Source organism: Streptomyces sp. CB03234, assembly GCF_001905885.1.
Classification (GTDB): domain Bacteria; phylum Actinomycetota; class Actinomycetes; order Streptomycetales; family Streptomycetaceae; genus Streptomyces.
In genome coordinates this window covers 1128884-1142767 of record NZ_LIYH01000002.1, presented here as the reverse complement: position 1 = coordinate 1142767, position 13884 = coordinate 1128884, and the positions used below count along the sequence as shown (strand labels likewise).

Annotated in this window: 8 protein-coding genes and 2 pseudogenes; 2 read left to right on the top strand and 8 right to left on the bottom strand. The window is 71.2% G+C overall.

Translation table 11 applies throughout. The features are described 5' to 3' along the window. Positions 1–51: 51 nt before the first annotated feature. The gene (gene pruA, locus AMK26_RS12105; protein ID WP_073754514.1) at positions 52–1683 is read right to left on the bottom strand and encodes an L-glutamate gamma-semialdehyde dehydrogenase; all 1632 of its coding nucleotides are present in this window, start codon (positions 1681–1683) and stop codon (positions 52–54) included. Positions 1684–1700: 17 nt separating this feature from the next. Further along, positions 1701–2627, bottom strand: coding sequence for a proline dehydrogenase family protein (locus AMK26_RS12100; RefSeq protein ID WP_073754513.1), 927 nt, complete (start codon positions 2625–2627; stop codon positions 1701–1703). Positions 2628–2800: 173 nt separating this feature from the next. Here AMK26_RS12100 and AMK26_RS36120 point away from each other — a divergent pair. Both AMK26_RS36120 and AMK26_RS38330 read left to right on the top strand, forming a co-directional pair. Then, positions 2801–3649 (top strand): annotated as a pseudogene (locus tag AMK26_RS36120) (PucR family transcriptional regulator); the annotation flags it as partial. 558 nt (positions 3650–4207) lie between these two features. Continuing rightward, a pseudogene (locus AMK26_RS38330) lies at positions 4208–4621 on the top strand (PucR family transcriptional regulator); the annotation flags it as partial. Between the two features lie 12 nt (positions 4622–4633). Here AMK26_RS38330 and AMK26_RS12085 read toward each other — a convergent pair. The 6 genes from AMK26_RS12085 to AMK26_RS12060 all read right to left on the bottom strand — a co-directional run bounded on the left by AMK26_RS12085 (position 4634) and on the right by AMK26_RS12060 (position 13827). Next, positions 4634–4834, bottom strand: a complete 201-nt coding sequence (locus AMK26_RS12085) for an EF-hand domain-containing protein (protein ID WP_073754512.1) — start codon at positions 4832–4834, stop codon at positions 4634–4636. A 192-nt stretch (positions 4835–5026) separates the two neighbouring features. Then, entirely contained in the window at positions 5027–6628 is a 1602-nt protein-coding gene (gene serA / locus AMK26_RS12080; protein WP_073754511.1) for a phosphoglycerate dehydrogenase, read from the bottom strand. A 249-nt stretch (positions 6629–6877) separates the two neighbouring features. Next, the gene (gene ilvC / locus AMK26_RS12075) at positions 6878–7879 is read right to left on the bottom strand and encodes a ketol-acid reductoisomerase (RefSeq protein ID WP_073754510.1); all 1002 of its coding nucleotides are present in this window, start codon (positions 7877–7879) and stop codon (positions 6878–6880) included. A gap of 74 nt (positions 7880–7953) precedes the next feature. Continuing rightward, complete coding sequence (ilvN, locus tag AMK26_RS12070; RefSeq protein ID WP_019889675.1) at positions 7954–8478, bottom strand: acetolactate synthase small subunit; 525 nt, start codon at positions 8476–8478, stop codon at positions 7954–7956. A gap of 21 nt (positions 8479–8499) precedes the next feature. Further along, entirely contained in the window at positions 8500–10359 is a 1860-nt protein-coding gene (locus AMK26_RS12065; protein WP_073754509.1) for an acetolactate synthase large subunit, read from the bottom strand. Positions 10360–10572: 213 nt separating this feature from the next. Continuing rightward, positions 10573–13827, bottom strand: coding sequence for an EAL domain-containing protein (locus AMK26_RS12060; protein WP_241837862.1), 3255 nt, complete (start codon positions 13825–13827; stop codon positions 10573–10575). Positions 13828–13884: the final 57 nt, after the last annotated feature.

Genomic DNA, 13884 nt, shown 5'->3' with positions numbered 1-13884 from the left:
CCCCCGTCCGGCGTGGGGGCCGGTACGGGGGCGGTGCTTGTGGAGTGGGCGTCAGCCCATGTGCGGGTACGTGTAGTCCGTCGGCGGAACCAGCGTCTCCTTGATGGCGCGGGTCAGCGTCCAGCGCATCAGGTTCTGCGGGGCGCCCGCCTTGTCGTTCGTACCGGAGGCGCGGCCGCCGCCGAAGGGCTGCTGGCCGACCACGGCGCCGGTCGACTTGTCGTTGATGTAGAAGTTGCCCGCGGCGTACCGCAGCTTGTGCATCGTGTACGCGGCGGCCGCGCGGTCGTTCGCGATGACCGAGCCGGTCAGCGCGTACGCCGACACCGACTCCATCTGCTCCAGCATCGCGTCGTACTGGTCGTCCTCGTAGACGTACACCGCGAGGAACGGGCCGAAGTACTCGGTGGTGAAGACCTCGTTGGCCGGGTCGGTGCACTCGACGACGGTCGGGCGGACGAAGTAGCCGACCGAGTCGTCGTACGTGCCGCCCGCGACGATCGTGCAGGTCGGGTCGGCCTTGGCGCGGTCGATGGCGGCCTTGTTCTTGGCGAAGGCCCGCTCGTCGATGACGGCGCCGATGAAGTTCGTCAGGTCGGTGACGTCACCCATCTTGATGCCGTCGACCTCGGTGGCGAACTCCTCCTTGAAGCCGGAGTTCCAGATCGAGGCCGGGATGTACGCGCGGGAGGTCGCCGAGCACTTCTGGCCCTGGTACTCGAAGGCGCCGCGGGTCAGCGCGGTCTTCAGCACGGCGCGGTCGGCGCTCGGGTGTGCGACGACGAAGTCCTTGCCGCCCGTCTCGCCGACGATGCGCGGGTAGCCGCGGTACTTCTCGATGTTGGTGCCGACCGTCTTCCACAGGTGCTGGAAGGTCTTGGTCGAGCCGGTGAAGTGGATGCCCGCGAGCTCCGGGTGGTGCAGGGCCACCTCGGAGACGGCGATGCCGTCGCCCGTCACCAGGTTGATCACGCCCTTGGGCAGGCCGGCCTCCTCCAGCAGCTCCATGAGCAGCACGGCGGCGTGGGTCTGCGTCGGGGACGGCTTCCAGACCACCACGTTGCCCATGAGGGCCGGGGCGGTGGGGAGGTTGCCCGCGATGGCGGTGAAGTTGAAGGGCGTGATCGCGTAGACGAAGCCCTCCAGCGGACGGTGGTCGAGGCGGTTCCACACACCCGGGGCGTTGGCCGGCGGCTGCTCGGCGAGCAGGTCACGGGCGTACTTGACGTTGAAGCGCCAGAAGTCGACGAGCTCGCACGGGGTGTCGATCTCGGCCTGCTGGACGGTCTTGGACTGGCCGAGCATGGTGGAGGCGGCCATGGTCTCGCGCCACGGGCCGGCCAGCAGCTCGGCGGCGCGGAGGATGATCGCGGCCCGGTCGTCGAAGGACATGGCGCGCCAGGCCGGGGCGGCGGCGAGGGCCGCGTCGATCGCGTCCTGCGCGTCCTGCTGCGTGGCGCCGGCGAAGGTGCCGATGATCTTCTGGTGGTTGTGCGGCTGCACGACGTGGCCACGCTCACCGCCGCCCATCCGCTTGACGCCACCGATGGTCATCGGGAGGTCGATGGGGTTCTCGGCCAGCTCCTTGAGCTTGGCCTCCAGGCGGGTGCGCTCGGCCGAGCCGGGGGCGTAGGTGTGGACCGGCTCGTTGACCGGAGCGGGGACCTGGGTCACAGCGTCCATGAGTTCCGTAACTCCTCTTAGTTCTTGGTGATCATCGAGCGGACGAAGAACAGCAGGTTGGCCGGCTTCTCCGCGAGACGGCGCATGAAGTACCCGTACCAGTCGGTTCCGTACGCGGTGTAGACGCGCATCCGGTGTCCCTCGGCGGCGAGCCGCACGTGCTCGTCGCTGCGGATCCCGTACAGCATCTGGAACTCGTACTCGTCCAGTTTGCGCCCGGCGCGGCGCGCGAGCTCCTGGCTGATGGCGATGAGTCGCGGGTCGTGCGACCCGATCATCGGGTAGCCGTCGCCCTCCATCAGGATCTTCAGGATCCGGACGTACGCCTTGTCGATCTCGTGCTTGTCCTGGTACGCGACCGAGGCGGGCTCTTTGTAGGCCCCCTTCACGATACGTACGCGGCTGCCGTTCGCGGCGAGGCGGCGGGCGTCCTCCTCGGTACGGAAGAGGTACGCCTGGATGACGCAGCCGGTCTGCGGGAAGTCCTTCCGCAGCTCCTCGTGGATCGCGAACATCGAGTCGAGGGTGGTGTGGTCCTCCGCGTCGAGCGTGACCGTGGTGCCGATGGAGGCGGCGGCCTCGACGACGCGGCGGACGTTGGCGAGCGCCAGCTCGTGCCCGCCCTCCAGGGACTGGCCGAACATCGACAGCTTCACCGACATCTCGGCCCTGGCGCCCAGGCCCAGCTCCTCCAGGTGCTCGATCAGCTCCATGTAGGCGTCGCGCGCGGCGTGGGCCTGATCGCGGGTGGTGATGTCCTCGCCGACCACGTCCAGCGTGACCTCCAGGCCCTTGGCGACCGTCTCCTGGACGACCGGAATGACCTGCTCGACCGTCTCACCGGCGATGAACCGGCCAACGACCTGCTTGGTGCCCGGAGCGGCAGAGACAAAACGGCGCATCTTGTCACTGCGCGACGCGGCGAGGATCACGGGACCCAGCACGGGGCACCTCCACGGAACACGGATTGAAGGGGGCCATTACGGAACAGATCCGGAACGGCACGGAGAACCACCGTGAAACCTAAGGATCGCTCCGATGCTGGGCCATCGACAGCTGTCACGCATCCGTGCCGCACATCTCATACAGATGTCTGAGCGGGTGGCAGAATGTCCGGGTGAAGGCCGATTACCAAGAGCTGGTCGACGAGATCTCGGCGCTGCTGGGCGCCCCCGCGACGCTGGAGAACCGCGATTTTGGGCTGATCGCCTTCGGCGCCCACGACAGCGACGACGACACGGCGATGGACCCCGTCCGTACGCGCTCGATCCTCACGCGGAAGTCCACGCCCGCGGTGCGCGCCTGGTTCGAGGGCTTCGGCATCGCCCGGGCGACCGGCCCGGTCCGTATCCCGGCCGCTCCGGACGCGGGCGTCTACCGGGACCGGATCTGCCTTCCGGTACGCCACCGGGGCGTCGTGCTCGGGTATGTGTGGCTGCTGGACGCCGACCCGGGACCTTCGCCCGACCGGCTGACGGCGGCCATGGGGGTGGCGTCACGGATCGGCGCGCTGCTCGCGGACGAGGAGCGGGCGGACGCGGACCTCTCGCGTGAGCTGCGGGGCGTCCTGACGGCCGAGCGGGGCTGGCAGTACGACATGGCGCTGGCCGCGCTGCGCACGGCACTGGGCCGCGACGCGGACGGCCTGCACGCCCTGGTGTGCGTCGCCCCCTGGCCCGGCGCGGAAACCCCCTCGATGCGCACGGCCCCGGGCGCGGCGGCCCTGTGCACGGTGCCGTGGCCGGGACGGGAGGGCCAGGCACGGGGCGCGGACGGCACGACCGGCGTGCCTGGCGCGGCCCCGGCCGGCGCGGGCGCGCACGGCGCGCACGGCGCGGGTGCGCGCGGGCTTGGCGCGTACGGGCTGGCCGCCCTGATCCGCCTCCGTTCGGCCGACTCCCTGAGCCCCGCCCTCACGGCGGCCAGCCGCCTCCGCGACGCGGCGGCCGGCGCGCCGGCGGATGTCCCGCCCACAGCCGCATGGGCAGCCCGCGGCGGCGCGGGATCTCCGGGCCGCACAGGCACCGGGGACACCGCGGCCGCCGCCCCTGCCCAGGGCGCCGGGGCCCCCGGGCGTACCGGAGACGCCGCACCCGCCGAGGGCGTAGCAGCCGTACGGGACGCGGCGGCGGCCCCAGGCGGCTGGGCCAACGCCCGGCACGGCGCGGGCGGCACCGGGCGTACCGGCGAGGCCGGCCGCAACCGGCCCATGGGGGCCCCGGAGGCCGGCCCCACCAGGGACGCCGGGGCAGCCGGGCACACCGGGACAACCGGGAACGCCGCGGCCGAGCGGGCCACGGGGGGCGCCGGGGCCTCCGCCGCCGCGGGGCGTACCGCGGACGCGGCCCCGGCCGGGCGGGGCGCGGAGGGCCCGGGTGACCGGGCCGGGGCGGGGCGCGCCCGGCGTACCGGCAACGCCGGGCCCAGCGGGGACCTCCAGGCCAACCGCCGCGCCGGGTCCCACCGGGCCGCCGGCCAGGGCGTGGGCCAGGGCGTGGGCGCCGGGCCGCGTGCCCACGCGGAGCCCGGCGTCGTCGTGGGGGTCGCCGACCCGCGGCGGGGGCTGGGCGACCTCGGGGAGGCGTGGCGGGAGGCGACGGCCGCCGCCCGCGCGGCCATGGCCCAGCCCCGGCTCGGGCCACTGGCCCAGTGGGCGTCGATCGGACCGTACCGTCTGCTGACCGCGCTCCCCCCTGCCCCGCCCCACGACCAGGCGGTCCGCGCCCTGCTCGCACCCGCGCACACGGAACTGGCCCGCACCGCCGAGGTGTTCCTCGACTGCGCGGGCCAGGCGGGCCGCACGGCGGCGGCCCTCGGCATCCACCGGCAGACGCTCTACTACCGCCTCTCCCGCGTGGAACAGCTGACCGGCCTCGACCTTGACGACGGCGAGGACCGGCTCCTGCTCCACATGGCGCTCAAGGCGCACCGGCTCTGACCGAACGCCGCCCTAGCGGACGAACTTCGCGTACTCGTCGAAGTCGATACGGCGGTCGCCGTCCTCGTCCGCCATCCTGACGATCGTGGCGACGTGCTCCTCGCTGACGCGGCCGTCGCCGTCCAGCGACTCCCTCAGCTCCTCCGCGGTGATGTAACCATCCCCGTCCGTGTCGATCCGGTCGAACTGCTGCCGCTTGTCGCTGTTGCTCACGCCAAGGCCTTTCCCTGCGGTGATGTCTGGGCTTGGCCGTGCACACAAGGCACGTTGACCCCCTCAACGATCAACGGAACGGCAGAGATACGGGCCATCCGGACCACACCGGCACAAACAGCAACGCACCCGACCCGCGGAAAGCTCCGCGAGCCGGGTGCGTGCGTGGCTGTGCCGCCGAAGCGGTGACCGTCAGGTCAGGTTGACCGAGCGGGCCGACGTCGCGCCGATCTCGTCCGCGACCTCCGTCAGCACGTGCTGCGGGACCGTGTCGTCGACCGTGAGGACCGCGAGCGCCTCGCCGCCCTCCGCCGCGCGGGCGACCTGCATGCCCGCGATGTTCAGGCCCGCCTCGCCGAGGATGCGGCCGACGGTGCCGACGACGCCCGGACGGTCCTCGTACCGCAGGACGACCATGTGGTCGGCGAGCGCCAGGTCCACGTCGTAGTCACCGACGGCGACGATCTTCTGGAGGTGCTTGGGGCCGGCCAGCGTGCCGGAGACCGACACCTCCTCGCCGCCCGAGAGCGTGCCGCGCACGGTGACCACGTTGCGGTGGTCGGGCGACTCGCTCGACGTCGTCAGCCGGACCTCGACGCCCCGCTCCTGCGCGAACAGCGGCGCGTTCACGTACGACACCGTCTCGTCGACGACGTCCTCGAACACGCCCTTCAGCGCGGACAGTTCCAGCACCTTGACGTCGTGCTGGGTGATCTCGCCGTACACCTCGACGTCGAGCCGGACCGCGACCTCGCCCGCCAGCGCGGTGAAGATCCGGCCGAGGCGCTCGGCGAGCGGCAGGCCCGGCTTGACGTCCTCGGCGATGACACCGCCCTGGACGTTGACCGCGTCCGGGACCAGCTCACCGGCGAGGGCGAGGCGCACCGAACGGGCGACCGCGATACCGGCCTTCTCCTGCGCCTCGTCCGTGGACGCGCCCAGGTGCGGGGTGCAGACGACCTGGTCGAGCTCGAACAGCGGCGAGTCGGTGCAGGGCTCCTTCGCGTACACGTCGAGGCCCGCGCCCGCGACCCGGCCCTCCTTGAGCGCCGAGTACAGCGCCTCCTCGTCGACGATGCCACCGCGCGCGGCGTTGACGATGCGGACGGTCGGCTTGACCTTGTGCAGCGCCTCGTTGCCGATCAGACCGAGCGTCTCGGGGGTCTTCGGCAGGTGGACGGTGATGAAGTCGGAGACCTCCAGCAGCTCGTCCAGCGTGAGGAGCTTGACGCCCATCTGCGCGGCGCGCGCCGGCTGGACGTAGGGGTCGTACGCGACGATCTTCATGCCGAAGGCGGACATGCGCTGCGCGACCAGGACGCCGATGCGGCCGAGGCCGACGACGCCGAGGGTCTTCTCGCTGAGCTCGACACCCGTGTACTTGCTCCGCTTCCACTCGCCGTTCTTGAGGGCGGTGTTGGCCTGCGGGATGTTGCGCGCGGTGGCGACCAGCAGACCGCAGGCCAGCTCGGCGGCGGTGACGATGTTGGACGTCGGCGCGTTGACGACCATCACACCCGCCTTGGTGGCGGCGGAGACGTCGACATTGTCCAGGCCCACGCCCGCGCGGGCGACGACCTTGAGCTTGGTGGCCGCGGCGATCGCCTCGGCGTCGACCTTGGTGGCGGAGCGCACCAGGATGGCGTCGACGTCCACGATGGCGGGCAGCAATTCGGCTCGGTCGGCGCCGTTGCAGTGCCGGATCTCGAAGTCGGGGCCGAGCGCGTCGACAGTGGCGGGCGACAGCTCTTCAGCGATCAATACTGTCGGCTTGACGGGGGGATGCGAGCTCACGTGGGTCCTCACAAGTCCAGTGCGGACGGCCGTCCCGACGGCCGCATGCGGTGGAGGGGGCTTGCCGCGTGGAAGACGCACGACGCTGTGGGCCTGACGCGTATGTGTTGAGAAGTGTAGTGGTGGTGAGTGACATCCTTTCCGCCGCGGCGGAAGGATCACCCGTCCGTGGTTGGACAGTCAGTCCAATGACCCGTCCCATGAAGACGGGCGGGCCCGGACGTCTGTCCGGACCCGCCGCCATGAGGCTTACGCCTCCTCGTTGTCCACCCAGCTCATGAGCTTGCGCAGCTCCTTGCCGGTGGTCTCGAGCAGGTGCTCGGAGTCCTGCGTCTTGTACTCGTTGTACTTCTTCAGGCCGCCGTGGTACTCGTCCATCCAGTTCTTGGCGAACGTGCCGTCCTGGATCTCGGCGAGGACCTTCTTCATCTCCGCCTTGGTGGCGTCGGTGATGATCCGCGGGCCGGTGACGTAGTCGCCCCACTCGGCGGTCTCGGAGACCGACCAGCGCATCTTCTCCAGGCCGCCCTCGTACATCAGGTCCACGATCAGCTTCAGCTCGTGGAGGCACTCGAAGTACGCGATCTCCGGCTGGTAGCCGGCCTCGACCAGGGTCTCGAAGCCCGCCTTGACCAGCGCGGACGTGCCGCCGCACAGCACGGCCTGCTCGCCGAACAGGTCGGTCTCGGTCTCCTCGGTGAAGGTCGTCTTGATGACGCCCGCGCGGGTGCCGCCGATGGCCTTGGCGTACGACAGGGCCAGCGCGAACGCGTTGCCGGTGGCGTCCTGCTCGACGGCGGCGATCGCCGGAACGCCGCGGCCCTCCTCGTACTGACGGCGGACCAGGTGACCCGGGCCCTTCGGGGCGACGAGGGCGACGTCGACGCCGGCCGGGACCTTGATGAAGCCGAAGCGGACGTTGAAGCCGTGCGCGAAGAACAGCGCGTCGCCGTCCTTCAGGTTGTCCTTGATGGACTCCTCGTAGACCTGGGCCTGGATCGGATCCGGGATCAGGACCATGATCAGGTCGGCCTCGGCGGCGGCCTCCGCCGGCGTGACCACGCGCAGGCCCTGCTCCTCGGCCTTCGCCTTGGACTTGGAGCCCTCGTGCAGACCGACGCGGACGTCGACACCCGAGTCACGGAGCGACAGCGCGTGGGCGTGGCCCTGGCTGCCGTAACCGATCACCGCGACCTTGCGGCCCTGGATGATGGACAGGTCGGCGTCGTCGTCGTAGTACAGCTCGGCCACTGGGTTTCTCCTTGGTGTGCTGATGTTGCGTCCCACCGTACGGCGGGGAGGGATGTGGAAGTTGAGGGGTCTCGCTACGCGGAACGGTCCAGGGCCCGCAGGCTGCGGTCCGTGATGGACCGGGCGCCACGCCCTATGGCGATCGTGCCGGACTGGACCAGCTCCTTGATGCCGAACTGCTCCAGCATCTTCAGCATCGCGTCGAGCTTGTCACTCGAACCTGTTGCCTCGATCGTGACCGCCTCGGGCGAGACGTCCACGGTCTTGGCGCGGAAGAGCTGGACGATCTCGACGATCTGGGAGCGGGTCTCGTTGTCGGCGCGGACCTTCACCAGGACGAGCTCGCGCTGGATGGCGGCGCTGGGCTCGAGTTCGACGATCTTCAGGACGTTGACCAGCTTGTTGAGCTGCTTGGTCACCTGCTCCAGCGGCAGGTCCTCGACATTGACCACGATGGTGATGCGGGAGATGTCGGGGTGCTCGGTGACACCGACGGCGAGCGAGTCGATGTTGAAGCCGCGACGGGAGAACAGGGCGGCGATCCGGGCGAGGATGCCGGGCGTGTTCTCCACCAGGACGGAGAGCGTGTGCTTGGACATGTTTCTTGACTCAGCTCTCTCTCAGTCGTCTTCGTTGTCGCCGAAGTCGGGGCGGACGCCGCGGGCGGCCATGACCTCGTCGTTGGAGGTGCCGGCGGCGACCATGGGCCACACCTGGGCGTCCTCGTGGACGATGAAGTCGATGACGACCGGGCGGTCGTTGATGGCGTTCGCCTCCTGGATGACCTTGTCCAGGTCCTCCGGGCGCTCGCAGCGGATCGCCACGCAGCCCATGGCCTCGGACAGCTTCACGAAGTCCGGGACGCGGGTGCCGGCGCTGGGCTGCTTGCCGTCCGCCTCGGGGCCGGAGTGCAGCACGGTGTTGGAGTAGCGCTGGTTGTAGAAGAGGGTCTGCCACTGGCGGACCATCCCGAGCGCGCCGTTGTTGATGATGGCGACCTTGATCGGGATGTTGTTGAGCGCGCAGGTGACCAGTTCCTGATTGGTCATCTGGAAGCAGCCGTCGCCGTCGATGGCCCAGACCGTGCGGTCCGGCATGCCCGCCTTGGCGCCCATGGCGGCCGGCACGGCGTAGCCCATGGTTCCGGCGCCGCCGGAGTTCAGCCAGGTGGCGGGCTTCTCGTAGTTGATGAAGTGGGCGGCCCACATCTGGTGCTGGCCGACACCGGCCGCGTAGATGGTGCCCTCGGGGGCGAGCTGCCCGATGCGCTGGATGACCTGCTGCGGGGCGAGCGAGCCGTCCTCCGGCTGCTCGTAGCCCAGCGGGTAGGTGTCGCGCCAGCGGCTGAGGTCCTTCCACCAGGCGCTGTAGTCGCCCTTGTTGCCCTCGCTGTACTCGGCCTGGACGGCCTGGACCAGGTCGGCGATGACCTCGCGGGCGTCACCGACGATCGGCACGTCTGCGGCGCGGTTCTTGCCGATCTCGGCCGGGTCGATGTCCGCGTGGACGATCTTGGCGAAGGGAGCGAAGCTGTCCAGCTTGCCGGTGACGCGGTCGTCGAAGCGGGCGCCGAGGGCGACGATCAGGTCGGCCTTCTGCAGCGCCGTGACGGCCGTGACGGCACCGTGCATGCCGGGCATGCCCACGTGCAGGGGGTGGCTGTCGGGGAACGCGCCCAGCGCCATCAGCGTGGTCGTGACGGGCGCCTCCGTCAGCTCGGCGAGTACCTTCAGCTCGGCGGTGGCGCCGGCCTTGAGGACGCCGCCGCCGACGTACAGGACGGGCCGCTTGGCCTGGGTGATCAGCTTGGCGGCCTCGCGGATCTGCTTGGCGTGCGGCTTGGTCACCGGGCGGTAGCCGGGCAGGTCGAGCTGCGGCGGCCAGCTGAAGGTGGTCTTGGCCTGGAGGGCGTCCTTGGCGATGTCGACCAGGACCGGACCGGGGCGGCCGGTGGAGGCGATGTGGAACGCCTCGGCGATCGTCTTGGGGATGTCCTCGGGCTTGGTGACCAGGAAGTTGTGCTTGGTGATCGGCATGGTGATGCCGCAGATGTCCGCCTCCTGGAAGGCGTCCGTGCCGATCGCCTTGGAGGCGACCTGACCGGTGATCGCGACCAGCGGGACGGAGTCCATGTGCGCGTCGGCGATCGGGGTGACCAGGTTGGTGGCACCGGGCCCGGAGGTGGCGATGCAGACACCGACCTTGCCGGTCGCCTGGGCGTAGCCGGTCGCGGCGTGACCCGCACCCTGCTCGTGGCGCACGAGGATGTGACGGACCCGGGTGGAGTCCATCATCGGGTCGTATGCGGGGAGGATGGCGCCGCCGGGGATGCCGAATACCGTCTCGGCGCCCACTTCCTCGAGAGAACGGATGAGGGACTGCGCACCCGTGACGTGCTCAACGGTGGCGGAGGGCTGTCCGCCGTTACGGGCCCGCGGCTGCGGATGGTGGGCCCCGGTGGCCTGCTCGGTCATCGGCATTCTCTTCTCGAAGCTGAGGGTTTTCGCGAGGTTAGCTGGGTTGGCTCGAGTGCCAGTGCAACAAAAAACCCCTCGTGCCGTGAGGCAAGCGAGGGGAGCGCGCCGGTGTGGGTCTGCAGGGCCGTCATCAGGCCGTGCTCAGCCGACGCGCTTTCCAAGTACGAGAATTCGGGTGCGCATGGCATTGACCCTCCCCCCGGCGCACTACCAGTGTCAAGTGGGTGGGACGCGAGTCTCATTATGTGAACGAAGCGGGTGGGGCGAGCGCATCGCCGGGAGGGCGCTCGGGAGGGCGGTGGGTAGGGCATGGGGGACGGTGCCGGCGAGGGTCCCGGGGAGGGCGCCGGAGGTGCCACCGGGCGCGGGGCCGCCGGGCCTGGCACCGGCCCCTGTGGCGGGCGCGGCGTCCGGCCCTGTGGGTACGGTGCCGGGCGCGGCGCCTGGTGCGGCGCTGGACGCGGCGCCTGGTGCGGCGCCTGGTGCGGCGCCTGGGGCGGCGCTGGGGGCGGTGGTCGACGCGGGGCTCGGGACACCGTTCGGGACGCCGGTCGGGAGGGCGCCGGGACGGGCGTTCGGGAGGAGGCCCTGGACGCTCTGGTAGCCGGCGGGGATGGCACCCGGGAGGGGCTTCCCGCGGGCACCCCCGGTGAGCACCGGCACGGCGGCCCCGCCGGGTACGGGGAACTCGTCCCGGACCAGGGCGCGGCGCAGCCGGTACTCGTCGAGGGGGCCGGAGAAGGCCATTCCCTGCCCATGGGTGCACCCCATCGCGCGTAGCGCCAGGACCTGCTCCGGTACGTCGACACCGTCGGCCACGGACTGCATGCCGAGGTCACAGGCGATGCGGAGCAGCCCGCTGGTGATCTTGTGCAGCCGGGCCGATTCGACGACGCCCTCGACCAGGCCTCTGTCCAGTTTCAGTATGTCCACCGGGAGCCGCCGGAGCGCGTTGATCGCGGCGTATCCGCTGCCGAATCCGTCGAGCGCGATGCGTACGCCCAGCCTTCGCAGGCCGGCCAGGCGCCGCTCCAGCTCGTCGAAGGAGATCCGCGGGTCGCTGTCGGACAGCTCGATGATCAGGGAGCCCGACGGCAGTTCGTACGTGGTCAGCAGGGCTTCGACGGTGCCGAGCGGCATGGACCGGTCGACCAGTTTGCGGGCCGGGAAGCGCACCGACACGGGCGCGCGGTGGCCGACCCTGGCGCGCTCGGCGGCCTGCTCGACGGCCTCTTCGAGGAGCCGGCTGCCGAGCTCGGCGGCGCGCTCGGCGTCGTCCGCCACCCGGAGGTACTCGGCCGGGGTGAACAGGATGCCCTGGGCGGAGCGCCAGCGGGCCTGCGCGGCGACGGCGGCGATCCGGCCGGTGGCGAGGTCCACCACGGGCTGGTGCAGGAGCACGAACTCGCCGTCCTTGGCGGTGGTGGCGGCCGTGGCGGCAGGGGCGGTGGCGGTAGCGGTGGCGGTGGTACGCGTCCGGCCGGCCGGTTCCGTGCGGCGTGCGACATCGGCCTGCATCTGGGGCGCGTACAGCTCGACGCGGTTCTTGCCGCCCGCCTTGGCCCGGTACATGGCGAGGTCCGCGTTGCGGAGGAGGTCTCCGGCGCTGATGCCGGCCTCGGCGAAGGCGACGCCGATGGACGCGGCGACCCGTACCTCCTGGCCCTCGATCCGGTACGGCTGCGAGAGCGTGAGCCGCAGCCGGTCTGCGATCTCGTGGACCTGCGGCTCCCGCGCGGACTGGTCGGGGTTGCCGTCGCCGAGGATCAGGGCGGCGAACTCGTCGCCGCCGAGGCGGGCGGCGGTGTCCCCGGCCCGTACGGAGTCCTGGAGGCGGCGGGCGGCCTGGATGAGCAGCTCGTCGCCCGCCTGGTGGCCGAGGCGGTCGTTGACGCCCTTGAAGCCGTCCAGGTCGATGAAGAGCACGGCGGTGCCGGCGTCGCCCGCGCGGCGGCCGCTGAGCGCCTGGCGGACGCGCTGGGTGAACAGGGCGCGGTTGGGCAGGTCGGTGAGCGGGTCGTGTTCCGCGTTGTGCTGGAGCTGCGCCTGGAGGCGGACCCGTTCGGTGACGTCCCGGCTGTTGAAGATCAAACCGCCCTGGTGGCGGTTGACGGTGGACTCGACGTTGAGCCACTCGCCGGTGCCGGACTTGAAGCGGCATTCGATGCGGGTCGTGGGCTCCTCCGAAGGAGGAGCGGCCAGGAACCGCCGTACCTCGTGCACGACACCGCCGAGGTCCTCGGGATGGATGAGGGAGGCGAGCTCGGAGCCGATGAGCTCGTCGGCCTCCCGCCCGTACACGCCGGACGCGGCCGGGCTGACATAGCGCAGCACCCCGTTGGGGGCGGCGATCATGATGACGTCGCTGGAGCCCTGCACCAGGGACCGGAAGTGGTTCTCCTTCTGGGCCAGTTCATGGGTGAGGGCGATGTTGTCGAGGAGCATGATCCCCTGGCGTACGACCAGGGCGAGCACCACCGTGCACGCGGTGAAGACGACGACGCGGTCCACCGTGCGGTCCTCGATGACGTTGTACAGGATGCCGAGCGTGCACACCGCGGCCGCCAGGTAGGGCGTGAGGGCGGCGAGCGACCCGGCGATGGGACGGCTGGGCTGGCGGGGCCCCCGCGGCGGGGCGGGGCTCTCGGGGGCGCGGTTGGCGCCCCAGGGGGCGTAGGCCAGGAGGAGGGAGCCGGCGAACCAGCCCGCGTCGAGAAGCTGGCCGGAGCGGTAGTGCTCGCGCAGCAGCGGCGAGGTGAACAGGGCGTCGCACAGCACCGTCAGGGCGAGTGCGGCGATGGCGGTGTGGACGGCGGACCGGTTGGCCTGGGAGCGCCGGAAGTGCAGCGCGAGCACCATGCTCACCAGCACGATGTCCAGCAGCGGGTACGCGAGGGACAGCGCGGCCCGTGCGACGCTCTCGCCCTCGAAGCGGGCGGTGTGGGCGAGGGCCAGGCTCCAGGACAGGGTCAGCAGCGAGCCGCCGATCAGCCAGGAGTCCAGGCCGAGGCAGATCCATCCGGCGCGGGTGACCGGCCGCTTGGCGAGGACGAGCAGCCCGACGATGGCGGGCGGCGCGAAGAGCAGGAAGAACAGGTCGGCGAGGGACGGCTGCGGCACGGCGCGGTCGAGCACGACCTCGTACCAGCCCCAGACGGTGTTCCCCCCGGCCGCCATCGCCGAGGAGAAGGCGAACAGCAGCCAGGCGGGCCGGAAACGGCTGCCACGCGTGCGTGCGTAGAGGAAGCACGAGACGGAGGCGACCAGTGCGGCGGCGCTGAGGCCGAAGTCGCCCATGATCAGGGCCACTTCCTCGGAGCCCCAGCCGACGGCTGCCCCGGCGGCGTAGCCTCCGCACAGCACGGCGAGGAGCAGTTGGCACAGCAGGCCGCCCGTGCCGCCACCCGCCGCGTCGTCGGCGCCGCCGCCGGAGACGGGCGGCCGCTCGATGAGCACCCCCGGGGCGCTCACGGGGACACCGCCGCGCGCGGGTCGGGTCCGTGCGGCGTCCGCGCCTTCGACAGCCGC